Source organism: Paraburkholderia sp. J11-2 (assembly GCF_905220185.1).
Classification (GTDB): Bacteria; Pseudomonadota; Gammaproteobacteria; order Burkholderiales; family Burkholderiaceae; genus Paraburkholderia.
The window spans coordinates 209,580-235,151 of record NZ_CAJMYY010000005.1 but is presented as its reverse complement, the minus strand read 5'-3'; the positions used below and the strand labels follow the sequence as shown (position 1 = coordinate 235,151).

The 25,572-nt window shown below is 61.8% G+C and carries 24 protein-coding genes; 17 read left to right on the top strand and 7 right to left on the bottom strand.

The window, feature by feature from the left end:
• Positions 1-8: 8 nt before the first annotated feature.
• On the bottom strand, positions 9-1,130 hold the full coding sequence (locus U5A57_RS09565; RefSeq protein WP_321910218.1) for a porin: 1,122 nt from the start codon (positions 1,128-1,130) through the stop codon (positions 9-11).
• Positions 1,131-1,517: 387 nt separating this feature from the next.
• Between U5A57_RS09565 and U5A57_RS09560 the strand changes: the two genes are divergently transcribed.
• The 15 genes from U5A57_RS09560 to U5A57_RS09490 all read left to right on the top strand — a co-directional run bounded on the left by U5A57_RS09560 (position 1,518) and on the right by U5A57_RS09490 (position 15,325).
• A complete protein-coding gene (locus tag U5A57_RS09560; protein WP_321910217.1) occupies positions 1,518-1,832 on the top strand; it encodes a non-heme iron oxygenase ferredoxin subunit in 315 nt (104 codons plus the stop codon).
• Position 1,833: 1 nt separating this feature from the next.
• A complete protein-coding gene (locus tag U5A57_RS09555) occupies positions 1,834-2,145 on the top strand; it encodes a recombinase-like helix-turn-helix domain-containing protein (protein ID WP_321910215.1) in 312 nt (103 codons plus the stop codon).
• A 35-nt stretch (positions 2,146-2,180) separates the two neighbouring features.
• Entirely contained in the window at positions 2,181-3,266 is a 1,086-nt protein-coding gene (locus tag U5A57_RS09550) for an aromatic ring-hydroxylating dioxygenase subunit alpha (RefSeq protein ID WP_321910213.1), read from the top strand.
• Positions 3,259-4,035, top strand: coding sequence for an SDR family oxidoreductase (locus U5A57_RS09545; protein ID WP_321910211.1), 777 nt, complete (start codon positions 3,259-3,261; stop codon positions 4,033-4,035). The genes U5A57_RS09550 and U5A57_RS09545 overlap by 8 nt, the downstream gene beginning before the upstream one ends.
• A 45-nt stretch (positions 4,036-4,080) precedes the next feature.
• Positions 4,081-4,617: a cupin domain-containing protein gene (locus U5A57_RS09540; RefSeq protein WP_158762930.1), complete on the top strand. Its 537-nt coding sequence runs from the start codon at positions 4,081-4,083 to the stop codon at positions 4,615-4,617.
• 31 nt (positions 4,618-4,648) lie between these two features.
• Complete coding sequence (locus U5A57_RS09535; protein WP_321910207.1) at positions 4,649-5,551, top strand: alpha/beta fold hydrolase; 903 nt, start codon at positions 4,649-4,651, stop codon at positions 5,549-5,551.
• On the top strand, positions 5,548-6,414 hold the full coding sequence (locus U5A57_RS09530) for an IclR family transcriptional regulator (RefSeq protein WP_321910205.1): 867 nt from the start codon (positions 5,548-5,550) through the stop codon (positions 6,412-6,414). The genes U5A57_RS09535 and U5A57_RS09530 overlap by 4 nt, the downstream gene beginning before the upstream one ends.
• On the top strand, positions 6,411-7,226 hold the full coding sequence (locus tag U5A57_RS09525; RefSeq protein WP_321910204.1) for an SDR family oxidoreductase: 816 nt from the start codon (positions 6,411-6,413) through the stop codon (positions 7,224-7,226). The genes U5A57_RS09530 and U5A57_RS09525 overlap by 4 nt, the downstream gene beginning before the upstream one ends.
• Positions 7,219-8,877: a thiamine pyrophosphate-binding protein gene (locus U5A57_RS09520; RefSeq protein ID WP_321910202.1), complete on the top strand. Its 1,659-nt coding sequence runs from the start codon at positions 7,219-7,221 to the stop codon at positions 8,875-8,877. The genes U5A57_RS09525 and U5A57_RS09520 overlap by 8 nt, the downstream gene beginning before the upstream one ends.
• Positions 8,870-9,697, top strand: coding sequence for an aspartate dehydrogenase (locus U5A57_RS09515; protein WP_321910201.1), 828 nt, complete (start codon positions 8,870-8,872; stop codon positions 9,695-9,697). The genes U5A57_RS09520 and U5A57_RS09515 overlap by 8 nt, the downstream gene beginning before the upstream one ends.
• Before the next feature lie 25 nt (positions 9,698-9,722).
• Entirely contained in the window at positions 9,723-11,216 is a 1,494-nt protein-coding gene (locus U5A57_RS09510) for an aldehyde dehydrogenase (RefSeq protein ID WP_321910199.1), read from the top strand.
• A gap of 77 nt (positions 11,217-11,293) precedes the next feature.
• Positions 11,294-12,256, top strand: coding sequence for a VOC family protein (locus U5A57_RS09505; RefSeq protein ID WP_321910198.1), 963 nt, complete (start codon positions 11,294-11,296; stop codon positions 12,254-12,256).
• On the top strand, positions 12,253-13,494 hold the full coding sequence (locus U5A57_RS09500) for an NAD(P)/FAD-dependent oxidoreductase (RefSeq protein ID WP_321910197.1): 1,242 nt from the start codon (positions 12,253-12,255) through the stop codon (positions 13,492-13,494). Before U5A57_RS09505 ends, U5A57_RS09500 begins: the two co-directional genes overlap by 4 nt.
• A gap of 39 nt (positions 13,495-13,533) precedes the next feature.
• Entirely contained in the window at positions 13,534-14,961 is a 1,428-nt protein-coding gene (locus U5A57_RS09495; protein WP_321910195.1) for an MFS transporter, read from the top strand.
• Between the two features lie 127 nt (positions 14,962-15,088).
• Entirely contained in the window at positions 15,089-15,325 is a 237-nt protein-coding gene (locus U5A57_RS09490; protein WP_321910192.1) for a hypothetical protein, read from the top strand.
• Positions 15,326-15,746: 421 nt separating this feature from the next.
• On the opposite strand, the gene U5A57_RS09485 is transcribed toward U5A57_RS09490, so the two are convergent.
• The gene (locus U5A57_RS09485; RefSeq protein WP_321910190.1) at positions 15,747-18,557 is read right to left on the bottom strand and encodes an ATP-dependent Clp protease ATP-binding subunit; all 2,811 of its coding nucleotides are present in this window, start codon (positions 18,555-18,557) and stop codon (positions 15,747-15,749) included.
• A gap of 760 nt (positions 18,558-19,317) precedes the next feature.
• On the opposite strand from U5A57_RS09485, the gene U5A57_RS09475 reads away from it, so the two are divergent.
• Together U5A57_RS09475 and U5A57_RS09470 are read left to right on the top strand one after the other, a co-directional pair.
• Positions 19,318-19,794, top strand: a complete 477-nt coding sequence (locus U5A57_RS09475; protein WP_321910189.1) for a hypothetical protein — start codon at positions 19,318-19,320, stop codon at positions 19,792-19,794.
• A 19-nt stretch (positions 19,795-19,813) separates the two neighbouring features.
• On the top strand, positions 19,814-20,149 hold the full coding sequence (locus tag U5A57_RS09470; RefSeq protein WP_321910187.1) for a DUF6566 family protein: 336 nt from the start codon (positions 19,814-19,816) through the stop codon (positions 20,147-20,149).
• A 67-nt stretch (positions 20,150-20,216) separates the two neighbouring features.
• Here the strand turns inward: U5A57_RS09470 and U5A57_RS09465 are convergent, their stop codons facing one another.
• The 5 genes from U5A57_RS09465 to U5A57_RS09445 form a co-directional block, all read right to left on the bottom strand.
• Entirely contained in the window at positions 20,217-21,116 is a 900-nt protein-coding gene (locus tag U5A57_RS09465) for a LysR family transcriptional regulator (protein ID WP_321910415.1), read from the bottom strand.
• A 314-nt stretch (positions 21,117-21,430) separates the two neighbouring features.
• Positions 21,431-21,886, bottom strand: coding sequence for a DUF1269 domain-containing protein (locus U5A57_RS09460; protein ID WP_321910185.1), 456 nt, complete (start codon positions 21,884-21,886; stop codon positions 21,431-21,433).
• Positions 21,887-22,075: 189 nt separating this feature from the next.
• Positions 22,076-22,987, bottom strand: coding sequence for a bestrophin family protein (locus U5A57_RS09455; protein WP_321910182.1), 912 nt, complete (start codon positions 22,985-22,987; stop codon positions 22,076-22,078).
• Between the two features lie 133 nt (positions 22,988-23,120).
• Positions 23,121-24,128: a cytochrome d ubiquinol oxidase subunit II gene (gene cydB, locus U5A57_RS09450; protein ID WP_321910180.1), complete on the bottom strand. Its 1,008-nt coding sequence runs from the start codon at positions 24,126-24,128 to the stop codon at positions 23,121-23,123.
• A 4-nt stretch (positions 24,129-24,132) separates the two neighbouring features.
• Positions 24,133-25,521 carry a cytochrome ubiquinol oxidase subunit I gene (locus U5A57_RS09445; protein ID WP_321910179.1) on the bottom strand — a complete coding sequence of 463 codons (1,389 nt, stop codon included), beginning with the start codon at positions 25,519-25,521 and terminating at the stop codon, positions 24,133-24,135.
• Between the last annotated feature and the right edge of the window lie 51 nt (positions 25,522-25,572).

The window sequence follows — 25,572 nt, the reverse complement described above, 5'->3', positions numbered from 1 at the left end:
CGCCGCGATCAGAACGAGTGGTGAATGCCCGCGAGCACGATCGCCTGATTGCGCCCGCTCGACACGCCCGCCGTGAAGAAGGCCGCCTGGGCTTCGGAGTTGGCGTGTTGGTACAGCGCGTTCACATACACCTGCGTGCTCTTCGAAAGCGAATACACGTCGCCGATCATCGCCTGGGTCCAGCGCCGCCCGGAAAGCGTGGACGTCGCCGCGCCGCCCACTACGGCATTGGCCGTCGTGAACTGGTAGTTCGCACCGGCGTCGTAGCTCTGGAACGTGTCGGAGTAGCCATTGGACTGCAGCTTCGTGCGTGTATAGAGCGCGTGCACGAGTAGCTTGCCGAATGAGTACGACGCGCCCACGCCCATGTTCTCGACCTTGTCGGCGATATAGGTGGCCGCGGGCTGCCCCTGAAACTCCGTGATGCCGGTGGTCGCTATCGACACCGAGCGGTCGTGCTCGTTCGACCACGTCGCACCGGCCTTGAACAGACCGTTAGCATAACTGAGCGAAAAGCCCATCGTTCTGCCGGTCGAGAAGTTCGTCGTGTTGCCGAAGCCGAACATCGCGCCTGCCGTGAAGCCGTAAAAGCTCGGCGACTTGTATTTGACTGAGTTGTTGTACGGCACGACGCCCGTATCCGCCAACTGGTCGATATTGCCCGGATGGAACGCGTACCAGCTCGCCGCGAGATAGGCCGTGCTGAACGGATCGAGGACGTCGAACGAGAACGGCGTTTGATTGCCCAGCGTGAGCGTGCCGAACTGATCCGAATTCAGACCCACATAGGCCTGGCGGTTGAACAGCGTGTTGGCCTTCGCCATCGCGCCCGTGTTGGTGTAGAAGCCGTTTTCAAGCTGGAAGATTGCCTTGAGTCCGCCGCCCAGATCTTCCTGACCCCGCAGGCCCCACCGGTCGGGCTGGGTGTTGCCTTGCTCCATCATCCACTTTGAGTGACCGCCTACGTTGCTGACGTAGGCCACACCCGCATCCAGACTGCCATAAAGCGTGACGCTGCTTTGCGCCCATGCAGACGAGACGGCGCAAATACCCGTCAACCCCGCGGCAATGAAATGCTTCAACTTTGGACTCCTGATCGTATGACGAAAAGCCGGGTGTTGATCCGGCATACCCAATCCATTCGCACTACGCGGCGTGCTTCTGTCGGCAAACGCTCGCGGGCGGTTTCGTTTGTTCCATATATGGTTAGACGTGCTGCCTATGGAAAGTATAGAGACTCTTGTGAGACGCCAAAACACTTTTTTAGGACGGTGATTCCCCCAGGTGCGACCCGTTGCCCGGATGCCTCATACGCGCGTAAGTGCACGTGCCGTAAGCGTTTTGGCAACCAGAACGCACCCTTGGCGACCTTGGAGATGTCATCCTGCAAGGTGCGCTCGGTGTTTTCCCCAGGCACGCCGAATTTCTATTTTTTTCTTCCCAAGACCGTTTCATAATTGACCATACACGAACTACTGTTCCGTATATGGAACACGGTTGAACGGGAAAGGTGACACATGGCTGAAGAATGGCGCTGCGCCGGGCATGCCGGCGATCTGACCGAAGACGGGCCGCTCGAATACAAACTCGACGGCACGGAGATCGGCATCTACAAGGTGGGCGACGAGATTTACGCGCTCGAAAACGTCTGCCCACACGCTTACGCGTTGCTGACGCAAGGCTTCGTCGATGGCGACACCGTCGAATGTCCGCTGCACGAAGCCGTGTTCCATATCCCGACCGGCAAGTGCCTCAAGGAGCCCGGCGGCCGCGATCTGAAGATGTACTCAGTGCGCCTGGCCGGTGAAGAAATCCAGATCAAGGTGGAATGACATGCGAGAAGTCCCCGTGAATTTCAATCCGTTGCTCAAGCCCTGGCTCGCGCCGCAACCGAACAACGTCGCCGGCAAGGGCGTGATCGAGCAGCCGGGCGAGGCGCAAAACATGGTGTGGCAAGCGCGCAAGGCCGAGCCCACGCAATACGAAAACGACTTCGGCGATGCGCTCGAACAGGTTTTCGAAGCGGGCGCCGCCGAACTCGAGGAAGTCGTGGCGGGATTGAATCGCATCGGCTTTCGCACGCCCGAGGGCGCGGCATGGAACGCCGGGCGCCTCGCAGCCGAATTCCGTCTGCTCGCCGAATGAGCCGGCGCAGCCAATACTGAATACGGAGACCCCACATGACGTCCCCCACGATTGAAGCCGCAGGCAGTGCCGATCCCATCCGCGCCTATCTCGACCGCGGCATCAAGAACTACTGGTATCCCGTTGCACCGAGCTGGCAAGTGGGCAACGCGCCCATCGGCATCACGCGCCTCGGCGAACAGATCGTGCTGTGGCGCGATCAGGACGGCCAGGTCCACGCGCTCGAAGACCGTTGCCCGCACCGCGGCGCGCGCCTCTCGCTCGGCTGGAACCTGGGCAACCGCGTGGCGTGCTGGTATCACGGCATCGAAGTCGATGGCGGTGGCACCGTGCAGAACGTGCCGGCGGTGTCGGCGTGCCCGCTCGAAGGCCAGAAGTGCGTGAAGTCGTATCCGGCGCAGGAGCATGCTGGCGCGGTGTTCCTGTGGTTCGGCGACGAAGCGCACAAGGAAGCCGCGCCGCTGCAATTGCCGGATGAACTCGTTGGTGAGGAGTACGCAAGCTTCCTGTGCGTATCGAACTGGAAGTGCAATTACCAGTACGCGATCGACAACGTGATGGACCCGATGCACGGCGCGTATCTGCACGCTACCTCGCATTCGATGGCCGACGGCGACAAGCAGGCCGAGATGCGCGTGCGCAAGACCGAATCCGGCCTCATGTTCGAAAAGGTCGGCCAGCGCGACGTGAACTTCGACTGGGTCGAACTGGGCGAAACCGGCTGCCTGTGGATGCGTCTTGCCATTCCGTACAAGAAGAAGTTCGGCCCGGGCGGCAATTTCGGCATCATCGGTTTCGCTGTGCCGGTGGACGAAAACAACTGCCAGGTTTACTTCTGGCGCACGCGCAAGGTGCAGGGCTGGCAGCGCGACGCATGGCGCTTCATGTATCGCAATCGCCTGGAAGGTCTGCATTGGGCCGTGCTGGAACAAGACCGCTATGTGCTGGAAAGCATGGCGCCGAACGCGCGCGATCACGAATTCCTCTATCAGCACGATGTGGGCATGACGCGTGTGCGCCGTATGCTGCGCCAGCGCGCCCAGCAGCACTTCGCCGAACTCGACGCGTTGCGCGGCCAGCAGGCCGCCGCTGCGCAAACCGCAGAGCATGGCCATGCATGACGCCACGTTCGCGGCGCAGGTCGCGCTCGCCGGGCGGCGCGTGATCGTCACGGGCGGCGCGCGGGGTTTGGGCGCGGCGTTCGTGAAGGCGCTCGCAGCGGCGGGCGCAAGCGTGACCTTCGGCGACGTGCTGGTCGAGGCGGGCGAAGCACTCGCTCAGCAACTCGCTGCAGCCGGACACGACGTAGCCTTTGCACCGCTCGATCTCGCGCAACCGGAAAGCATCGCCGCATTCGTCGATGCCGCCGCGCAGCGCATGGGCGGCGTGGATGCGCTCATCAATAACGCGGCAATCACGAATTCCGGCGGCAAGCTCGCGCACGAAGTCAGTGTAGAGACGTGGGACGCGGTGATGGATGTGAACGTGCGCGGGACCTGGCTCATGTGCACGGCAGCGCAGCGCTGGCTGCGTGAATCGGGCCGCGGTGCGATCGTCAACATCGCTTCCGACACGGCGTTGTGGGGCGCGCCCAAACTGCTCGCCTATGTGGCGAGCAAGGGCGCCGTGATCGCGATGACACATTCGCTTGCGCGCGAGTTAGGCGCCGACAACATCACCGTCAACGCCATTGCGCCTGGCCTGACCGAAGTGGAGGCCACGGCCTACGTGCCGGCCGAGCGCCACGCGTATTACCTGGAAGGGCGCGCACTGCGGCGCGCGCAAGTGCCCGAAGATGTGACGGGCCCGGTGTTGTTCCTCTTGTCCGACGCGGCGCGATTCGTGACTGGACAATTGCTGCCGGTGAACGGCGGCTTCGTGATGAACTGATTTCGTAGAACTGAAGATATGTTCGCAAGAACCCAAGGAGAAAACATGGCCGATGCCGATATCGAGCGCAAGTCGTGGGACCGCCCCGCCGATGCGAGCTTTGACGACTGGATGAACACGCGCGTGGCGCGCTTCGAAACGCGCCGTTACGACTGGGACGCACTGAAGTTCCAGGCCGACTACGACCCGAAGTACCGCCGCGCGCAAATGCGCTATGTGGGCACCGGCGGCACGGGCGTCGCGAAGGACGTCAACACCGTGCCCGCTGGCGGCTTCACGTTTTCGACCATGGTGATTCCGGCCGGCAACATCGGCCCGAGCCATATCCATACCGACGTCGAAGAAATCTTCTTCGTGCTGCGCGGCAAGATGAAGGTGATCTGCGAGAAGGACGGCGAGACGTGGGAAGCCGTGCTGGGCGAACGCGACCTGATTTCGGTGCCGCCGGGCGTGTACCGCACGGAAATCAACGTGGGCGAGGAGGACGCGCTGATGTGCGTGATGCTCGGTTCGCCGAAGCCCATTACGCCGACGTATCCGCCGGACTCGCCGCTCGCGAAGATCAAGCGGGAAATGAAGTAAGCGACAAGTGCCGCAACCAGAATCCGAAGCCATGAACGACACGATCGACACCGCAGCCTCATCTACTGCCACGCTCGAAACGTGGCTCGCGCGCTTTGCGCTGCGTAGCGCGCGCGTGGGTGACGGCAGCGTGAGCTATCGAGAAGCCGCGGGCGAGAGCGCTAGCGACGCGCTGCCGCTCGTGCTGCTGCATGGCATTGGCTCCGGTGCGGCTTCGTGGGTGCAGCAACTCGAAGCGCTCGGCGGCGCGCGCCGCGTGCTCGCGTGGGACGCGCCGGGTTACGGTGCGTCCACGCCTGTCGCGGGCGCTTCGCCTGTCGCCGCCAACTATGCGCGCGTGCTGGCGGACTGGCTCGATGCGCTGGGTATCGCGCGTTGCACGCTGGTGGGTCATTCGCTCGGCGCGATCATGGCGGGCGCGTTTGCTGCCGCGCAGCCCGAGCGGGTGGCCGGCCTGCTGCTGATTTCACCTGCAGGCGGCTATGGCGCGGCAGACGAAAGCGTCCGCGCCGAAAAGCGCGACGCACGCCTCGCCATGCTTGCCGAACTCGGCGCGCAAGGTCTCGCGCAAACGCGCAGCGCGAATATGCTGTCGCCGCATGCCGACGAGACCGCACGCGCCTGGGTGCGCTGGAACATGGCGCGCATCGTGCCGCACGGTTACGCGCAGGCCACGCATCTGCTCGCGAATGCCGATCTCGCCGCCGATCTCGCGCGCTGCGTGGGCCAGGTGCCGATGGCCGTCGCAGTGGGCGCGCAAGACACGATCACGCCGCCCGAGGCCTGCGAGCGGCTCGCACAGATCGCTCGCGCGCCGTTTCATGTCGTACCACGCGCAGGCCACGCGGGCTACATCGAACAACCGCTTGCCTATAGCACGCTGATCGAATTCACATTGACCCGTACATTCAGTACTACGGAGCGTAAGGCATGACACCCGACGTCGACGAAGACCGCAACGACGCCAGCTACCGCGTGCCGGGCCTGGAGCGCGGCCTGCGCATTCTGACCGAATTCTCGCCGCGCGAGCCGGTGCTCGATGCGCCCGAATTGTCGCGGCGCCTGGGCATTCCGCGTACCACGGTGTTTCGTCTGCTGCAAACGCTCGAATCGCTGGGCTTTCTCGAGCGCGCCGACCGCGACCGCAACTATCGCCTGGGCGTGGCGGTGCTGCGTCTCGGCTTCGAATACCTCAGCTCGCTCGAACTCACCGATCTCGGCCTGCCTTTGATCGAGGCGCTGCGCGATGCAACGGGACTCACCGCGCATATCGTGATTCGCGACGGACGCGACATTGTGTTCGTCGCCAAGGCGCAGAGCCACGCGCCCATTTTCAGCTCCGTGAAGGTGAACGTCGGCACGCGTCTTTCGGCGCACGCGACGACCCACGGCCAGGTGCTGATGGGCGATCTCACGCTCGGCGAACTGCGCGCACTGTATCCCGAGCCGCGGCTAGAACGTTTCACGCCCTCCACGCCGGAGACGGTCGAGGCGCTCTTCGAGCGTATTCGCGAAGACGCCGAGCGCGGCTACGCCGTGAGCGAATCGTCGTTCGAGCGCGGCATTTCCGTGGTGTCGGCGCCGGTGCGCAACGACACGGGCCGCATTGCCGCCGTGGTGACGACGACCATTCCGCGCCCCGGCATCGACGCGCAACTGCTCGATGGCGGCTTGATCGAGAAGGTGCGCCAAGCCGCAAACGAACTCTCCACGCGCCTGAACTATCGGCCTCAAAACAGGCCGCAGGCGTCCGCAGGCAAGGGCACGCCCTACATGAAAGCATTGGGGATCAAATGATTCAACTCGATTTGACCGGTCAGGTCGCGGTCGTGACGGGCGGTTCGTCCGGCATCGGCCTCGCTACCGCAGAACTTTTCTTGCGTGCGGGCGCAACGGTGGCGATCTGCGGCCGCGATAGCGATCGTCTCGCGCGGGCCGAGCACGGTTTGCGCGAGCGCTATCCGCAAGGGCGACTGCTCGCCTCGCGCTGCGACGTGCTCGACGCGGGCGAAGTCGCCGCGTTCGCGGTAGAAGTCGAAGAGCGCTTTGGCCGTGCCGACATGCTCGTGAACAACGCGGGCCAAGGGCGCGTTTCCACGTTTGCCGATACGTCGGACGAAGCGTGGCGCGAGGAACTCGACCTCAAGTATTTCAGCATCATCCGCCCGACGCGCGCGTTTCTGCCCTTGCTGCGCAATGCTGCGAAAGCGGGTAATGCCGCGATCGTCTGCGTGAACTCGCTGCTCGCACTGCAGCCCGAGCCGCATATGGTCGCGACCTCGTCCGCGCGCGCGGGCGTGCTCAGTCTTATCAAGTCGCTCGCCGTCGAACTCGCGCCCGAGCAGATTCGTGTGAACTCGATCCTCATCGGCATCGTGGAGTCGGGGCAGTGGCGTCGGCGCTACGAGAACGACGCAGAATCGCAGGCCGCCGGCCAGAGCTGGGAAGACTGGACGCAGGCGCTCGCGCGCAAGAAGCACATTCCGCTTGGCCGCTTCGGCCGCCCCGAAGAAGCGGCCCAGGCGCTGTTTTATCTGGCCACGTCCCTGTCGTCCTATACGACGGGCAGTCATATCGATGTATCTGGAGGCGTTGCACGTCATGTCTAATAAAACCACCGTCGGCGAACTGATCGCCGCTTTTCTCGAACAATGTGGAGTCCAAACCGCTTTCGGCGTGATCTCGATCCACAACATGCCGATTCTCGACGCCATCGGCACGCGCGGCACTATCCGCTACGTCGGCGCGCGCGGCGAGGCGGGCGCGGTCAACATGGCGGACGGGCTTGCGCGCGTCTCGGGCGGCCTTGGCGTGGCGTTCACGAGCACGGGCACGGCGGCGGGCAATGCAGCGGGCGCAATGGTCGAGGCGCTGACTGCCGGCACGGCGCTGCTCCATATCACCGGGCAGATCGAAACCGAATACCTCGATCAGGACCTCGCCTACATTCACGAGGCGCCCGATCAGCTGAGCATGCTTTCGTCGATTTCGAAGGCCGCGTTCCGCGTGCGCTCAGTCGAGACCGCGCTGCCCACCATCCGTGAAGCGGTGCGCGTGGCGCAGACCGCGCCGAGCGGCCCGGTGAGCGTGGAGATTCCCATCGACATTCAGGCAGCGCTCACCGACTGGCCCGCCGACCTCACCGCGCCGCACCTCACGACGCTCACGCACGACGAAGCGCGCGTGGAGCAACTCGCCAACGAACTCGCGAAGGCAAAGCGCCCGCTGCTGTGGCTCGGCGGCGGCACGCGCCATGCGCGCGCCGCCGTGGAGCGCCTTGTCGCACTCGGCTTCGGCGTGGTGACGAGCGTGCAGGGCCGCGGCGTGCTGCCCGAAGATCATCCTGCCACACTCGGTGCGTTCAACGTGAGCCCATCGGTTGAGCGTCTGTACAAGACCTGCGACGCGATGCTGGTGGTGGGCTCGCGCCTGCGCGGCAACGAAACCCTCAAATACAAGCTCGCGCTGCCGCAACCGCTCTATCGCATCGATGCCGACGCGCTCGCTGACAATCGCGGCTATCGCAACGCGCTGTTCGTGCACGGCGACTCGGCGAGCGTGCTCGATGCGCTCGCCACGCGCCTCGAGAATCGCATCAAGGTCGATCCGCAGTTCGCAGCGGACATCGCCGAGGCGCGCGAAGTCGCAGTGGCGGAAACGGCCAAGGGTCTCGGGCCGTACCGCCGCCTCGTGGAAGCGCTCCAGCGCGCCGTGGGCCGCGACTACAACTGGGTACGCGACGTCACGATCTCGAACAGCACGTGGGGCAACCGCCTCTTGAAGATCTTCACGCCGCGTGCGGGCGTGCATGCGCTTGGCGGCGGAATCGGCCAGGGCATGCAGATGGCGATCGGCGCGGCGCTCGCGAATGCGGCGGCGAAGACCGTCTGCCTCGTGGGCGACGGCGGCCTGATGGTGAACGTGGGCGAACTTGCGACGGCCGTGCAGGAAAAGGCCAACGTGATGATCGTGCTGATGAACGATCAGTGCTATGGCGTGATCCGCAACATCCAGGACGCGCAATACGGCGGCCGCCGCATGTATGTCGATCTGCATCAGCCGGAGTTCTCGCAGTTCTGCGCGAGCCTGGGCCTCAAGCACTATCGCCTTTCGTCGCTCGACGACGCCGACACCGTGATTCGCGAAGGCATGGCGTTCGAAGGCCCCGTGCTGCTCGAAGTGGACATGAAGGCCGTGGGCAGCTTCGAAACGGCGTTCGCGGGCCCGCCGGTGCGCAAAGAGGAGCCCCAACATGCATAACGGCCACGCCGTGCCGCACGCACCCATCGACATTGCGATGATCGGCTTCGGCGCGATCGGGCAGACCGTGTACCGCGCAGTCGCCGCCGATCCGCTCGTGCACGTCTCGCACGTGATCGTGCCCGAGCACCACGCCGCCGCCGTGCGCGAGCAGGTGGACGGCGCGGTGGAAGTGGTGTCGTCGGTGCATGCGCTTTCCACGCGGCCGCAATTCGCGCTCGAATGCGCCGGTCACGCGGCGCTTGTCGATCATGTCGTGCCGCTCTTGCAAAGCGGCACGGATTGCGCGGTGGCTTCGATCGGCGCGCTTTCCGATGTCGAGCTGCTCGAACGCCTCTCGCACGCCGCCGACGAAGGCGACGCCACGCTCACACTGCTTTCGGGTGCGATTGGCGGCATCGACGCGCTTTCCGCGGCGAAGCTGGGCGGCCTGGACGAAGTGCTGTACACGGGCCGCAAGCCGCCGCTCGGCTGGCTCGATACGCCTGCGGAGAAGGTGTGCGACCTGCGTGCGCTCACGCAGGAGCAGGTGATTTTCGAAGGCAGCGCGCGCGAAGCGGCGCGGCTCTTCCCGAAGAACGCGAACGTGGCGGCGACCATCGCGCTTGCGGGCCTCGGCTTGGACCAGACGACGGTGTGCCTGATCGCCGATCCGGCTGTGGAGCGCAACGTGCACCGCATCGTGGCGCGCGGCGTGTTCGGCGAAATGTCGCTGGAGATGTGCGGCAAACCGCTGCCCGATAACCCGAAGACCTCCGCGCTCACCGCGTATAGCGCGATTCGCGCGCTGCGCAACCGGGCCGCGCGCTGCGTGATTTGATGCGAACACAAGTGAGACACCCAAGATGACTGCATTCGATACGAGCCTCATCCCGAACAGCGACATTCTGGTCGGCGGCGAGTGGCGTCAGGGGCGCGCTGCTCCGTTTGCGAGCCTGTACCCCGCCGACCAGTCGCTGAACATGGAGGTCTCGACAGCGAGCGCCGACGACGCGAGCGAAGCGGTCGAGAAGGCGCACGCGGCGTGGAAGCAGGGCGAGTGGGCCGGCATGAAGCCGCATCTGCGCGCGCTCGTGCTGTACCGCATCGCCGAGCTCATCATGCAGCGCCATGAAGCGCTTGCGCAGTTGCAGCGCCGCGACAACGGCAAGCCGATCGGCGAAACGCGCGCGCTGGTGGCGAGCGCGGCCAACACGTTCCGCTATTTCGCGGCATGCCTCGAAACGCTCGACGACGACCTCACGCCCTCGCGCGGCGACTACCTGACGATGAGCGTGCACGAACCGATTGGCGTCGTGGCGGCGATCACGCCGTGGAATTCGCCGATCGCCTCCGACGCGCAGAAGCTTGCGCCCGCCCTCGCGGCGGGCAACGCGGTGGTGCTCAAGCCCGCCGAAGTCACGCCGCTCGTCTCGCTCGCGCTTGCGCGCATCTGCGAGGAAGCGGGCGTGCCCAAAGGCATCTTGAGCGTGCTGCCCGGCAAGGGCTCGGTGATCGGCGACGTGCTGGTGCGTCATCCGCTCGTGAAGAAAGTGTCGTTCACGGGTGGCACCGAAGTGGGCCGCGGCATTGCGCGCATCGCGGCGGAAAAGCTCATGCCGGTGTCGCTCGAACTGGGCGGCAAGTCGCCGACCATCGTGTTCGAAGACGCCGACCTCGACCATGCCGTGAACGGCGTGCTGTATGGCATCTTCAGTTCGTCGGGCGAGGCGTGTATCGCCGGATCGCGCCTTTTCGTGCAGCGCTCGATTTACGACGCTTTCATCAAACGCCTCGTGGCAGGCGCGCGCAAGCTGCGCGTGGCCGACCCGTCGCGCGAGAACACGCAGATGGGCCCGCTGATTACAGCGAAGCACCGCGAGTCGGTGGAGCGCTATGTGGCGCTCGGTCTGGAAGAGGGCGGCAGACTGTTGTGCGGCGGCGAGCGCCCCGTTGGCGACGGTCGCGAGAACGGCTTCTTCTATCAGCCGACCATTCTGGAAGGACTCCAGAACAATGCGCGCATCTGCCAGGAAGAGATTTTCGGGCCCGTCCTCGTGGCCATGCCTTTCGACGACGAAGCCGCCTTGATCGAAGAGGCGAACGACAGCGTGTTCGGCCTCGCCGCCGGCATCTGGACACGTGACTACAAACGCGCGTGGCGCGTCGCGCGCAAGCTCGAAGCGGGCACGGTCTGGATCAACACGTACAAGCTGTTCTCGATCTCCACGCCGTTCTCGGGGTGGAAGGAAAGCGGCATGGGCCGCGAGAAAGGGCGGCTCGGCATTCGTGAATACATGCAGCAGAAGAGCCTTTACTGGGGCTTGAACGACGCACCGCTGCCGTGGGCCAGCGCCTGAAGGCGCGCTCGACTCGCTATGCATGGGACCGCACCAAGCGCTAAAGCGCTAAGTGCGGTCGACAGGAGACAAGCAACATGACGATACTCGGCATTGAACAGATCACTTACGGCGTGGCGGACCTCGAAACCTGCCGTCGCTTCTTCGCGGATTGGGGCTTGAAAGAAACCGCGCACGACGAAACGCGCGCACGCTTCGAAACGCTCAACGGCTGCACCGTGCTCGTGGTCGACGCGAACGATGCTTCGCTGCCCACCGCGTTCGAAACAGGCCCGACGCTGCGCGAAGTGACGTGGGGCGTGGCCACACGCGCGGAACTCGACGCGCTGCGCGAACGCCTGCAGGGCCAGCCTGGCTATTACAGCGAAGCCGATGCAGTGGGCTGCTTCGATCCCGCGGGCATGGCGATACGCGTGGAAGTCACGCGCCGGTGCGAGATTGACGTGAAAGGCTCGCCATCGAATGTATGGGGGCAAACGCTGCGCGTGGATCAGCCCTCGCCAATTTATGAGCGCGCGGAGCCGGTGGAAGTGGGCCACGTGGTGTTTTTCACGAACTGCCTTGCTCAGCAGGAAGCGTTCTATCACGAACTGCTCGGCTTCGAGACCTCGGACCGCTACCCGAACCGCGGCGCCTTCATGCGCTGCGCGCCGCACGGCGGCCACCACGACCTGTTCCTGCTCGCGCTGCCCGATGGCAAGAAGGGCCTCAATCACGTGGCGTTCACGGTGCGCGATATCCACGAGGTGTTCGGCGGCGGATTGCATATCAGCCGCTGCGGCTGGACTACGCAGCTTGGGCCAGGCCGGCATCCGGTTTCCTCGGCGTACTTCTGGTACTTCAAAAACCCGGCGGGCGGCCTGATCGAGTATTACGCCGACGAAGACGTGCTCACGCCCGAATGGCAGCCGCGCGAATTCGAACCCGGCCCCACCGTATTTGCGGAATGGGCCGTGGACGGCGGTCTCGACGGCAATACGCGCCGCCAGAAAGATGCCGAAGCGCCGCAAGGCAAGTTCATGACGGAGCGTAAGCAATGAGCGCCACACATGAAGACGTCACAGCGCATGCGCCGCGCACCGTTGTCGTGATCGGCGGCGGCCAGGCCGCAGGCTGGGTCGTGAAGACGCTGCGCAAGGAGGGCTACGAAGGCCGCCTCGTGATGATCGCCGACGAAGTGCATCTGCCCTACGAGCGTCCGCCGCTCTCCAAAGCCGTGCTCGCGGGCGAAGCCGATATCGAAACGGTGCGCATTGCGAAGCCCGATGAGTTCGCCGCACTCAGTGTCGAAGCGTGGCAACCCGACTGTGCAACGTTCATCGATCGTGCGACATGCGTGGTGACCACGCGTTCGGGCCGAGAAGTGAAGTACGACCGGCTTGTGATCGCTACAGGCGGCGCGGCGCGCAAGCTGCCCGCGAGCGTCGCGAAGAGCGCCCACGTGACGTACCTGCGCACGCTGGACGAAGCGCTGGCGCTCGGCGAGCGTTTGCGCAACAGCCAGCGCGTGCTGGTGGTGGGCGGCGGCTGGATCGGCCTCGAAGTCGCGGCGACGGCGCGCAAGCTCGGCGTGCAGGCAACGGTGGTGGAGGGCGCGCCGCGCCTGTGCGCGCGCTCGTTGCCGGAGGCGGTGTCGCGCTTCCTGCTCGATCTGCACCGCGCGAACGGCGTGGACGTGCGCCTGAATGCGATGCTGCTCGCGCTCGAAGACCGCCCCGAGGGCGGCGTGCGCGCGACGTTCGCCGACGGCAGCACACTCGACGCCGACTTTGCGGTTGCCGGCATCGGCCTCGCGCCGCACACGGCGCTCGCCGTCGATGCTGGCCTTTCGGTGGACGACGGCATTGTGGTGGACGAGTTTGGAGAAACATCGGATTCCTGCATATTTGCCTGCGGCGATGTGGCGAACCATCCGAACGCGTGGCTCAAGCGCCGCGTGCGGCTCGAATCGTGGGCCAACGCGCAGAACCAGGCGATTGCCGCCGCGAAAGCCGTGCTCGGCGTGAAGACGCCGTACGCGGAAATTCCGTGGTTCTGGTCCGACCAGTACGACGTGAATCTGCAGATACTCGGCGACATTCCCGCTGGCTGCGCGCCGGTGCTGCGCGGCAGCCTCGAGGAGAAGCGTGCGTCGCTCTTCTTCGTGGAAGACGGCCATCTGCGCGGCGTCATTGCGATCAACGCAGCACGCGAACTCAAGCTCGCGCGCAAATGGATGAGCCAGGGGCGCGCGGTGGATATCGCCGCCCTCGTGGATACCAGCAAGGCGCTCGCTTAATACCTCATACACGAGACAACACGGGACGGGATCACAGGCATGAGAACCCTCGACAACTCCATCGGCCATCGCGGCGGCGCCGCCCTGTACGAGCCGCTCAGCGACGCGACCGGTGGGCCCCACACGCGCGGGTCGATCATTGCACGCCTCGAACGGCTGCCGACCAACGCCATGCAGGTGCGCGCGCGTATCCTCATCGGTCTCGCCACGTTCTTCGACGGCTTCGACGTCATCGCGATTGCCGCGACGCTGCCGATCCTGATCCAGAAGTGGCATCTCACGCCGTGGGAGATCGGTTTTCTGATCGCTTCGGGTTCGGTCGGGCAGTTGTTCGGCGCGTTCCTGTTCCCGTGGCTCGCGGAACGCCACGGCCGCGTGCGCGCGATTGCGTGGAGCTCGGGCATTATCGGCGTGACCAGCATTGCGTGCGGATTGGCGCCGAGTTTCGCCGTGTTCGCGGCGTTGCGTGTGGTGCAAGGCCTCGGCTTGGGCGGCGAGCTGCCCGTGGCCGCGACGTATATCAACGAGGTTAGCCGCGCTCACGGCCGCGGACGCTTCGTTCTCCTCTACGAGATCGTGTTCCCGGTTGGCCTGCTCGCTTCGAATGCGCTGGGCGCGTGGCTCGTGCCGCGCTTCGGCTGGCAGATCATGTACTTCATTGGCGGGATGCCGCTCGTGCTGTTCTTCGTGCTGCGCAAGCTCGTGCCCGAGTCGCCGCGCTGGCTCGCGGAACGCGAACGCGTGCAGGAAGCGGATCGCGCGGTGAGCGCGTTCGAGCGTACCGCGAAAGGTCCGCTCGCCCCGGTCACGAACGCCGCCGAATTCGACGCGCTCGTGGCGCGCCACCCCAAGCGTAGCGTGAAGGACTTGTTCGGGCCCGCGTATCGTAAGCGCACGCTCGCGGTGGCCATGCTCTGGATCACCTGCGGTTTTATCCAGTACGGGCTTTCGACCTGGCTGCCCACGATCTATCGCACCGTTTATCACGCGCCGTTGCAACTCGCGCTCAATCTCGCGGTCGCGGCCTCGGTGCTCGGCGTGCTCGGCTCGCTCGCTTGCGCGCTGCTGGTCGACAAGGTGGGCCGCAAGCCCGTGATCAACGTCTCCTTCGTGCTTTGCGCGGTCTCTCTGGTGCTGGCTGGCGTGTGCCATGCCATGTCGGTTTATGTAGTCGCGACGTTTTGCGCGCTGGCGCTCGGCCTGCTCGCTAGTGGGTTTATTACCGCTTACGTCTACACGCCTGAGTTGTACCCCACGAGCATCCGTGCATTGGGGTGCGGCGTGGGCGGCGCGTGGCTGAAGGTGGCCGCCATTTTCGCACCGACGATAGTTTCGAAGACGATGATCGGCGGCAATCTCGACGTTGCGTTTTATATTCTCGCCGCGGTGCCATTCCTCGCGGCCGTGACGGTGCATTTTCTCGGCATCGAGACGAAGGGGAAGGTGCTCGAACAACTGGAGGCGTGAGCGCTACGACGCGCTGGCGCGAGTGCCAAACCGGTGGCAAGGACGGGTGTGTTGCGGCCGAACGATGTATCCTGTGCAAAGCATGGTTCTACAAGCGCGTATCGGTCTTGTACGGGAAGGAGGCGTCATGGAACCGCAACAGCCGTCAACAAACTCCACACCGCAACAGCAGGAATTCGACTTTTACATCAACCTCGCTAAACCGACGCTTGGGCTATATGTGCGCAAAGGCATGGGGTTGCCGGACCTTGCCAACCCGAAGGAGTGGCAGTTTTCCGGGCACATCTGGCAAAGCGAACTCAATGGCGAAACGCTCAAGAATCTTGAGGCGAACGGGCATGCGTTCCAGGAACTCGGGGCGTGACAGAGGGGTCCTGCCCGACCTGAGAAAGACGCAACGGTTGTCCATATCATGAATGCGTACCCCGATGAGAGTCATCCACTGTCAATGCGCCACGCAGACCTGGCACGCACCGTTTCATGATTTCGGCGACTGTGCGCACGCGCATCGGAATTGGCCGCTGCGCTCGAATCAGTAGGTGCAGTTCCTGGTATGGAATGTTGTGTTGTGGTAGCAGTGGCACGAGTTGAGACACCGTGTATGTCTCGCGCGAGGCGGGGATGTTTTTCACAACGGTGAATCGGGCGAAACTGAAAGGCATGTTTGAGTTATCGATGCGTAGCAAGAGCGCGGGCGTGTCTTTTTGGAATTGATATCAACGATTGCGGCGCCGAGGGCTAAAAATGTCGGTTTAACCACCGGGCGCCGCCTCAATTCGAATTAGTTAGCTGGCGTTCGGACCAGACTCCTTTTCACTACGTTTTTTGCGTCCCTTGCCGGTCACGGTTCCCCCCGAAGGCGCGGTCGAAGCAGCGTCGTCCGTTTTGGCGCTCGCGCCATTGCCCGTCTTCGGTTCAGGCGTGGCGGAAGACTGCACCTTGTTGAATCTCACTTCCTCATTTTTCTTGTCATAGTCGATTTCCACGCTGTCGCCGGATTTCAGCGTGTCTCCGAGTATTTCCTTTGCGAGCCGGGTCTCGACTTCCTGGCGGATTTGCCGTTTCAGCTCGCGAGCACCGAACTCCGGTTGATAGCCGACTTCGACCAGATGGTCGACCAGCGACCCGCCCACCTTAAGCGTGATGTCCTGTGCGGCTGCAGTCCGAACGACACGGTCGAGCTGAATTTGTACGATCGCGCGAATATTCTCCTTTGAAAGCGAGTGGAACACGATAATGTCGTCGATTCGGTTGAGAAACTCTGGCCGGAAGTGGCCCTTGAGCACTTTCATCAGCTCGTCACGCACTTCCTTTTCGCTTTTGCGCTTCGCCTCAGGCTGTTCGAGGTTCTCCATGATGATCGAGGCGCCCAGATTGCTCGTGGCGATGATGATCGTGTTGCTGAAATCGACCACACGGCCCTTTCCGTCGGTGAGACGCCCGTCGTCGAATACCTGCAGAAGCACGTTGTAGACGTCCGGGTGCGCCTTCTCGATCTCATCGAGAAGGATCACGCTGTACGGACGCCGCCGCACGCGCTCGGTGAGCTGTCCGCCTTCGTCATAACCCACGTATCCCGGTGGCGCGCCGATCAGCCGCGCGACGGCGTGGCGCTCCATGTACTCGCTCATGTCGATCCGGATAATTGCCTGTTCGTCTCCAAAGACGCTTTCCGCAAGGGCTTTCGCGAGTTCGGTCTTGCCAACACCCGTCGGTCCGAGGAACAGGAAATTCGCAATGGGCCGGTGCTCCTGGCCCAGGCCCGCGCGCGACAAACGCACGGCATCGCTCACAGCGACAACCGCGTCGTCCTGGCCGACCACGCGCTCTCTCAGCGTCTCCTCCATCTTCAGCAGCTTTTGGCGCTCTTCCTGCGTGAGTTCGGCAACAGGAATGCCGGTCAGGCGCGAGACGACCTCGGCGACGGAAGCCACGGTCACTTCCAGCGTTTCCGTGCCGGTCTTGCGCTGCCATGCCTCCATCTGCTCATCGAGCTGTTTCTGTTTCTCGTTGATGCGTTCTTCAAAGGCCTTTGCTTCGTCGAAACGCTTGCGCGACGACGCATAATCCTGCTCGCGCTTGAGCTGTGCAACTTCCGCCTCCAACTCCTGGATGTCGGCCGGCCGCGACGTGGCGCCGATGCGCACGCGTGCGGCAGCCTGGTCGATCAGATCGATGGCCTTATCGGGGAGAAAACGCGAGGTGATATAGCGGTCGGCGAATTCTGCCGCAGCAACGAACGCGTCATCGGAGAACGTCACCTGATGGTGTGCTTCAAGTTTGTCGCGCAGGCCGCGCAGGATAACGATGGTTTGCTCGACGCTTGGCTCCGGCACGAGAACGGGTTGGAAACGACGCTCCAGCGCCGCGTCTTTTTCGATGTACTTCTGATATTCGTTCAGTGTCGTCGCGCCGATGAGGCTCAATTCGCCGCGCGCGAGTGCGGGTTTCAGCACATTCGCTATGTCGAGGCCGCCTTCGCCGCCGCCTTGGCCAGCGCCTACGATCGTATGCAACTCGTCGATGAACAAAATGAGTTCATCTTGCTTGGCTGTCACCTCGTCGATCAATTGCTTCGCGCGCTCCTCGAATTCACCGCGGTATTTCGCGCCGGCGACCATCGAGTTGATATTGACTTCCACGAGGCGTTTGCCGCGCAGGACCTCAGGTACGTCACCGTTGACCACGCGCTGCGCGAGTCCTTCGACAATCGCGGTCTTGCCCACGCCCGGTTCGCCGATGAGCACAGGGTTGTTCTTCTTGCGGCGCGCCAGCACCTCAATCGTGCTTTCGATTTCCTGAGCGCGGCCGAGCACCGGGTCGAGCTTGCCCTGGCGCGCGAGCGCAGTGAGGTCCCGGCCGAACTTGTCGAGGTTCGGCGTACCGGTAGGCGTTTCGACGCGTCCATCTTCGGCACCCTTGCCGACCACCTTGACTACTTTCTGGCGCAGCGCCTCGGGTGTTACGCCATACTTCTTGAGCAGCGTGCCAGCCAGGCTTTCCGGTACGGCGGCGAGGCCGATCAGCAGATGCTCAGGGCCCACGTACGAATGGCCGAGGTCGCGAGACGCCTGGAAAGCAAACTGAAAGGCCTTTTTCAAACGCGGCGATACCGTCATTCTCTCGAGCGATTCATCGTCGCTGGCCGTGCCGTGTTTGGCGTGTTCGTCGATATAGCGCTTGATATCCTGCGGCGAGAGTTTCAGCTCTTTGAGTAGCGCCGCGCACACGTCGGTATCGGCGAGCACATAAAGCAGATGCTCGGTATCGAGTTCGGTGCGGTGTAATTCGTGAGCTTTTTCGGCGGCGCGTTGCAGTAACTCCATGGTTTGCTCGCTGAACGCGTCCGTAGCGTCGACGGACTCCCGAGGCACGCTTGCACTCATTCCGGTTTCATCGCCGAATTCACCGAGCAAACCTGAAAGGTCGCCTCCACCGCCGAGCAGCGAATCGAACGGATTGAGCATGCTTTGATGGCGCATCAACTGTCGATAGTGATAGTCGCAGATCGACAGAGACTTGCGCTCGCCGTTCTCGGTCACGACGACTCGCGCGACAGCGGGGCGAGCGTGGCAGATATCGCAGAGTGTAGGCATGATCGAAGCACCTTTAACCGTTTGAAGTTGTCCTGAAGAAGTCAGCGTGTGCCGGCCGTGCCACTGAATAGGCAAGCGGAGCCGACGCTTCGCTTGTCAGCATCCAGAAAGTGACTGCTTCGCGCAGGTACAGCCTGATCGTCGTGTCCGTTCGATCAAGTTAGCCGGAACGGTCCTCGCTGAGATGGAGTTCATAGTCGCCCGCAAGCAGCGCCGATATCAGACGAGAGCGCGAGGGAAGCCAAAAAGGGACAATTTGACGATTGAATATTATTGTTGAATTCGGCGGATGTGAACCTCTGCCCATCCGATACTTTATATCGGGGAGATTCAGGTCGATCTTATTGTGCGTGCGATATCAGGTATCGGATTGACAAGAAGAAACCGATCTTTCGTGTCGCAGTTTGGATGTACGATTTCCCAAACGCGGAGACAGATACGTCGTATTGGGTAAAGCGGCTGCAACGAAGAACCGAACGTTTCGACGGCACACCGCGAGGCGTGGCGTTTGCCGATCCATGGCGTGCGTATACAGCGAGCTATATACTCTCAATGCATGGTCTCGATTTTGATTTCGTCAGCGTGCCGGGCGACGCATTTCCACGCCGCGCTGTGACGCACGATTTTGCAGTGGTGCGAAGGGCCTTCCGTACGATTTCCGAGCTTGGCACACAGATCACGCACGGGAATCACGGCCGATAAATACGGTGGGGCACGTTGCCGGGTCCGACGTTGATCCAATCGCTCTTTCGGGGGTTCAATGATGAAAGTGGATAACGAAGCGAGTGCGCGTGTTGAAGAACGTAAAAAGACCGGCCCGCATCTGACCAAGCACGAGCATGTGGGGCTGAACGGCAGGATTGCCGTCGCTATCACTAATGTTGTCGGAACGATGTGGTGCGCCTACGTTTTTGCAGCGATTGCGCTTGTGAGCTTGCCGTCGGCTATCCAGGGTGGCGTTTCGACTCTGGTCGCGTGGGTCGCACAGACATTTTTGCAGCTCGTACTGTTATCGGTAATCATGGTCGGCCAGAAGGTGGCGGCTGCGGCATCGGATAAGCAGGCCTTGCAGACCTACAAGGACGCCGAGGCACTTCTGAAGCTGCAGGACGAGATGCGTAAGCTCATTGAAGTCAACAATACGCTAACCGAAGCCATTCATCGCGCGGTACTGGAAATGCGAACCTCGACGACGGGACAGCCGTCCGCGTTGGGGGATACACGGCCATCAACGTGAATGTCAATGGAGGCAGCGCATGGCTCCGACCGAAAGTATGACGTGCTACGGCTTTCAGATAACGGCACAATCCCGCGAGAACGAGCGGGGCGGCTGGATCGCGCACGTGAAGATTCGTCACGCTGGCCGTTTGTTTGCTACGTGTAGCCCGGACACCGTGCAACCGGAATGGTTGACGCAGGCAGAGGCCAATCGTGACGGCATGGAGCGCGCCTGCAAATTCATCGGTCGCATAAAAAATGACCTTCAGGATCGGTCGTGGGTAGCCGTTCGCGAGCATGCTGAACGCTGGTTCTTCAGGCTTGAATGCACCCAGGAAGCGGAGCAGATCGTTCGCGATCTGAATGCACTTTGATGTAACTAACGACTGTTCAAGCTAGCCAACAGAATGCTCGCGTCATGGATCGGCGTTTCGATTTTCACTATTGGGCCAGTGCCTCGGAGAGGTAGCTCCTGAGTGTGTCGACGATTCTGCGAACCCGCACCGCAATTGGACGCTGGGGCTGAATAAGCAGGTTCAGTGCCAGTGCAGGCACTTCATACTGCGGGAGCACCCGCACCAGCTCGCCTGTCTCGAGGGCGCCCTTGATGGGCGGTGCCTCTAGCACACCGAGCCCGAGTCCTGACAAAACCATTTCATACATCGGGCGCCAATGCGTGGTCTTGATCATTGTCTGAATCGGAGCACTGTCGATGGGCGCACCATCTCGCGAGAGGGGTAGCAGGTCCGCGTCGAAAGAGCCCTTCACGCGAATCAGGTTGTGTCCTGTGAGATCCGCCAGATCGTCGATCGCGTCGTGCCGCTTCAGATAGTCCGGCGAAGCGACTAGTACGCGCTCGATCTCACCAATCGGCCAGGCGATGTACGCACCGTCGCCAGGTTGTCCGAGACGAAACGAGATGTCGACGCCCTCGGTGACAAGGTCGGTGATCTTGTCGTTGAGCACGAGTTCGATGTCGATGCGCGGATAGCTTTCACGGATTCGCTTCACGCCTTCGGGCAGAAGCGTTTCACCGAAGCAGTGTGGCGCTGCAATACGAATCGCCCCCTTCACTGCCTGCTCGTCATTCGACACTTCGGCCACGGCTTGCTCCACGGCGCCTAGCACTGCTTTGCTGCGTTCATGGAAGATGATCCCCTCAGGCGTGCACTTGAAAGCACGTGCGTTGCGTTGCAGCAGGCGACATCCGAGGTACTTCTCGAGCCGCTCGATGCGCTCACTCACGGCCGGCTGGCCGATGTCCAGATCCCTTGCTGCGCCCGAGATGCTCCCTCTTTCGACCACTCTCACGTAAATCCGCATGGCCTCCAGCAGGTTCACCGTGCGTTCCTTGCCGTGGCCGGTGGTATTCGCGGTGCGTCCTTCAGTAAATGGCGTTGACATACGATTCCTCTCATTGCTTTAACTCCGATTCTTGCGTCGCGTCTTGCAGAGGCGACGTGGCGATGGGGTAAGAGTAAGAGGAGTCATTCATGCGCGGAGCGCACAAATCGCGCTCGCTGAGTAGAGTACAGTTTTGATGCGGCGCGTACAGCGTGAGCACATAGATAACAGTTGACGTTCCGGCGAGAGTCGAACTGTTATGGAAGCCTGTGGTGCGATTCGTTCCTGGAGGCAAACCAAAGAGAGGGGCGTCATTCCGGATACGCTTTCCGGTGAACACTGCCGCCATAGCCGCTTACGACATTGTCCACAACAAAGGGGGAAGGTTCGTCCGCTTCGAGTATGACCGCAGCGGAGCCGGGCGTCAGCTTCGCTGAAATCTCGTTCACCAGTTCGCTGTCAAGCAACTCACGCAGCGCATGCGCGGTCAATCCTGCGCTTGCACCGACGACAAAGCCAAGAATCGAGCCGGCCGGGCCGCCCAGCAAGCCGATGAGCGCGCCTGTCGCCGCGCCGATCGTCGTTCCCCAGAAGGACCGTGATTGCCGCTCGAGAACGGACAACTTTCCATCGGTACTCTTTTCCACCACGACGCCGCTGTGGATCATGAACCCTTGTCCTTTTTCTGCGTAGTCCTTGAAGTCCTGACACGCTTTTTCGGCGATAGCGGAATCATTGAAAACAGCGACAATTAAGTTGTTGGCCATGGCACATTAACTCGGGTTCGGTTTCTATTCAGAGTAGGCGGTAGTCGTACGAAAATCTAGTGAGATGAATTTCCAATACATCGTATCGGATTGGCAGTGATTTTATTCGCGCTACCCGTAAGTGAGCGGTGGAGAGAAAATTAACGCTACGATTTCCTCTGCGAAATCTGGCTTCTCGCTACTGCTTACTCAAGTAAGCTGATAAGGTCGAATGGGTGCAACCGGATCGGGAACAGGGCATCCACACAGCTCGAGAACGGAGCGTTCAATATTGCGCGACATGGCGTCGAGTGCGAGCGCGTTGGGCGCCACGCTGAACGGATCGGCGACTTCACTCGCAATGGCTTCGAGCGCAATCAGCGTATACGCAATGAAAACGCACAGTAGCGGCGTAAAAAACTCCGTGGAATCCACCAGCCCAAAAGGCAGCAAAACGCAATAGGCGTAGACGGTACGATGCAGCAGCACGTTATAGGCGAATGGAATTGGCGTCGAGGCGATACGCTCGCAGCCACCCAATGCTTTGCCCAATTCGTCGAGTTGTGCATCGAGCATCCATAACTTCGTATCGGGCGTATGAACGCGATGCTGAGGGATCGAGAGTTCGCGCCGTATTTCGTTGAGAATGGCCACCGGTCTATAGATCTGGCTGCACACCGTCTCAGCCTGCTCGCGGCCAAGAAGACGCTGAAGGTCCGTCGTGGGATCGGTGCCCCGCAATTCATGCTTGATCGCGTAAACGAATGCGACTATCTGCTGCGCGATGCGCAAGGTGTCAGCGCGTTCCGGAATGTAGCAAAGCATTTGCGAAGTCAGCGTGCGCGAAGCGATCAGCAAGTTGCCCCAAAGATGCCGCGCTTCGTTGAAGCGCTCGTAGCTGGCGTTATTTCGAAACGCGAGGAAGATAGCCAGTGCGACGCCGAACAGTGTGAAGGGCGCAGTGTTGAGCGGAATCTTTTCTCCAAACACTCGCCCGTGCGTGAAGACCGCAAGCGTACTCACGACTGCCATGAAGCACAGTTGGGGAATGATTGATGACAGAACCGATCCGTTCCAGACGAACAGCAGCCGGAACCAGTTTTCCCGTGGCCGGACAATCATGATGGCCTTTCATTTTCTGGAGTATTGACGTACGGTTGCCTGCTCATAGGGCGCGCGCAATTACTTAGAACTCTTTCGCTGGCGCATGGGGAAGTCCTTCCGGTCTTGCCTGAGTCAGCGATTTCCATGCCCTTCAGTGATAGCCGTGGTCTCCTTCGCGAACCTTGCCCCGGAACACGCGATATTGCATGGCGTTGTAGACAATAATGATTGGTAGCACGATGACCGTGCCCACGAGGGCGAACAGCTGGCTCGAATGGCTGGACGACGCGTCCCAGATTGTGAGCGAGGGGGGCACGATGTACGGCCAGATGCTGATGATCAGTCCGGTGTAGCCGAGAAAGCAGATCGCGAGCGAAAGGAGGAAAGGCATCGCTTCGTGGCTCCGGTTCAGCGAGCGGTAGATGCCCAACGTGCACAGCACCACGAGAATCGGCACCGGCAGGAACCAGCCGAGATTGCCGCTGAAGAACCAGCGCTGTCGCACGGCGGGCAGTCCGAGCACGGTCCAGAGGCTGACGATGGCAATCGCCAGGAGCAGCACGGCAAGGAGCGGACGCATCACCTGGCGCATCTTGCGCTGCAGCTCGCCGTCGGTCTTCAGGATCAGCCAGCCGCAACCAAGCGTCGCATACGTGAGCAATACGCCGAAACCGCAGAACACGCTAAACGGCGAGAACCAGTCGAACGGATCGCCCGCGAACTTGTCATCGACTATCTTGATGCCCTGCAAGAGCGATCCAAGCGTGACGCCCTGGCACATTGCGGCGAGCGCGGAACCACCGATAAACGCGAGATCCCACGCATGTTGCGTACGCGTGGCTTTCGCGCGCAACTCGAAGGCCGCGCCGCGAAAAATCAGGCCGACCACCATGAGAATGAGCGGCATGTAGTTGGCGGGCAGCAACGTCGAGTAGACCACGGGAAAGGCCCCATAAAGACCGGCGCCGCCCAGCACGAGGAAGGTTTCGTTTCCATCCCACACCGGCGCAACGGTATTGAGCATCACCTCGCGTTCAACCTTGCCTTCGAAGAACGGAAACAGCAGGCCGATGCCCAGATCGAAGCCGTCGAGCATCACGTAGATAAAAACGCCGAGACCGATGATGGCGGCCCAGATCACAGGAAGATCGATTTGCATGGCCTCAGTCCCCCACTACAGCGTCGAGTGCACGATTGTGCAATCCCGGATACTTGAGCGATTCGACACTTTCGACCCCGGTAGCGGGTCCCTTTTTCATCATCTTGAGCATGTAATAGACGCCGGTTCCGAAGACGAGGAAATAGACGATCACGAAGATAAGCAGCGAAACGCCGGCTTGCTGCGCGCCGATGGGCGACACCGAATCGATTGTGCGCACGATGCCGTATACGGTCCATGGCTGCCTGCCCACTTCGGTCGTGATCCAGCCGGCCAGTAGCGCGAGGATTCCGGACGGTCCCATGCAGAATACGAACCATTGAAACCAACGCGCTTCATAAAGTCGCCCGCCGCGACGCAGAAAGAGTCCCACCACGGCGGTCAGCAGCATGAGCATGCCGAGCCCCGCCATGATGCGGAACGTCCAGAAAATGATTGGCGAGAACGGACGATCCTCGGGTGGAAACTCCTTGAGGCCGCGAATTTCACCGTTCCAGCTATGTGTGAGAATCAGGCTGCCGAGATGCGGCACTCTGATCGCGAAACGTGTCACTTCCGCATTCATGTCCGGAAAGCCGACCAGATTGAGCGCGGTGCCGCCGTGCTCCGTTTCCCAGAGTCCTTCAATCGCGGCGATCTTCGCTGGTTGATACTCGCGTGTATTGAGACCGTGCGCGTCGCCGACCACAATCTGAATGGGTGCGAGAAACAGCAATATCCACAGCGCCATCGAGAAACTGCGCTTTACCGGCACGTCGCGCCGCCCCTGCAGCAAATGCCACGCGCCGCAAGCCGCCACGATGAAGGCGGCCACGATAAACGCGGCGATGGTCATATGCGCGAGACGAAACGGGAACGAAGGATTGAAAATCACTTTCCACCAGTCCACCGGCACGATGCGGCCATTCAGGATCGCGTAGCCTTGGGGCGTTTGCATGAAGCTGTTCGACGAGAGAATCCAGAATGTCGAAATGAGCGTGCCGATCGCGACCATGAGTGTGGCGAAGAAATGCGCCTTCGGGCTCACACGACTCCAGCCGAACAGCATCACACCGAGAAAACCGGCCTCCAGGAAGAACGCAGTCAAGACTTCATAGGTCAGCAGCGGACCCGTGATATTGCCCGCAATCGTCGAGAATCCGCTCCAGTTCGTGCCGAACTCGTAAGCCATCACGACGCCCGAGACCACACCCATGCCGAATCCCACCGCGAAGATTTTCGACCAGAAGCGGTACATGTCTTTATAGGCCGCATCGCCCGTGAGCAATAGACGCCATTCGAGCACGGCGAGAAAGCTCGCCATGCCTATGCTGATCGCCGGGAACACAATATGAAACGAAACGGTAAATGCGAACTGCAGCCTGGCGAGATGAAATGCGTCGAAGATGTCCATGATTCTTTTGCGCTCCTGGTGACGATTGCATCTGCATGCCAGAGACATTCC

Coding starts and splice junctions, on each gene's coding strand:
- cydB (WP_321910180.1), bottom strand. CDS start 24,128: ATGCAAATCGATCTTCCTGTGATCTGGGCCGCCATCATCGGTCTCGGC.
- U5A57_RS09550 (WP_321910213.1), top strand. CDS start 2,181: ATGACGTCCCCCACGATTGAAGCCGCAGGCAGTGCCGATCCCATCCGC.
- U5A57_RS09530 (WP_321910205.1), top strand. CDS start 5,548: ATGACACCCGACGTCGACGAAGACCGCAACGACGCCAGCTACCGCGTG.
- U5A57_RS09445 (WP_321910179.1), bottom strand. CDS start 25,521: ATGGACATCTTCGACGCATTTCATCTCGCCAGGCTGCAGTTCGCATTT.
- U5A57_RS09505 (WP_321910198.1), top strand. CDS start 11,294: ATGACGATACTCGGCATTGAACAGATCACTTACGGCGTGGCGGACCTC.
- U5A57_RS09455 (WP_321910182.1), bottom strand. CDS start 22,987: ATGATTGTCCGGCCACGGGAAAACTGGTTCCGGCTGCTGTTCGTCTGG.
- U5A57_RS09565 (WP_321910218.1), bottom strand. CDS start 1,130: ATGCCGGATCAACACCCGGCTTTTCGTCATACGATCAGGAGTCCAAAG.
- U5A57_RS09460 (WP_321910185.1), bottom strand. CDS start 21,886: ATGGCCAACAACTTAATTGTCGCTGTTTTCAATGATTCCGCTATCGCC.
- U5A57_RS09535 (WP_321910207.1), top strand. CDS start 4,649: ATGAACGACACGATCGACACCGCAGCCTCATCTACTGCCACGCTCGAA.
- U5A57_RS09560 (WP_321910217.1), top strand. CDS start 1,518: ATGGCTGAAGAATGGCGCTGCGCCGGGCATGCCGGCGATCTGACCGAA.
- U5A57_RS09475 (WP_321910189.1), top strand. CDS start 19,318: ATGATGAAAGTGGATAACGAAGCGAGTGCGCGTGTTGAAGAACGTAAA.
- U5A57_RS09495 (WP_321910195.1), top strand. CDS start 13,534: ATGAGAACCCTCGACAACTCCATCGGCCATCGCGGCGGCGCCGCCCTG.
- U5A57_RS09520 (WP_321910202.1), top strand. CDS start 7,219: ATGTCTAATAAAACCACCGTCGGCGAACTGATCGCCGCTTTTCTCGAA.
- U5A57_RS09515 (WP_321910201.1), top strand. CDS start 8,870: ATGCATAACGGCCACGCCGTGCCGCACGCACCCATCGACATTGCGATG.
- U5A57_RS09540 (WP_158762930.1), top strand. CDS start 4,081: ATGGCCGATGCCGATATCGAGCGCAAGTCGTGGGACCGCCCCGCCGAT.
- U5A57_RS09470 (WP_321910187.1), top strand. CDS start 19,814: ATGGCTCCGACCGAAAGTATGACGTGCTACGGCTTTCAGATAACGGCA.
- U5A57_RS09555 (WP_321910215.1), top strand. CDS start 1,834: ATGCGAGAAGTCCCCGTGAATTTCAATCCGTTGCTCAAGCCCTGGCTC.
- U5A57_RS09490 (WP_321910192.1), top strand. CDS start 15,089: ATGGAACCGCAACAGCCGTCAACAAACTCCACACCGCAACAGCAGGAA.
- U5A57_RS09545 (WP_321910211.1), top strand. CDS start 3,259: ATGCATGACGCCACGTTCGCGGCGCAGGTCGCGCTCGCCGGGCGGCGC.
- U5A57_RS09525 (WP_321910204.1), top strand. CDS start 6,411: ATGATTCAACTCGATTTGACCGGTCAGGTCGCGGTCGTGACGGGCGGT.
- U5A57_RS09510 (WP_321910199.1), top strand. CDS start 9,723: ATGACTGCATTCGATACGAGCCTCATCCCGAACAGCGACATTCTGGTC.
- U5A57_RS09485 (WP_321910190.1), bottom strand. CDS start 18,557: ATGCCTACACTCTGCGATATCTGCCACGCTCGCCCCGCTGTCGCGCGA.
- U5A57_RS09500 (WP_321910197.1), top strand. CDS start 12,253: ATGAGCGCCACACATGAAGACGTCACAGCGCATGCGCCGCGCACCGTT.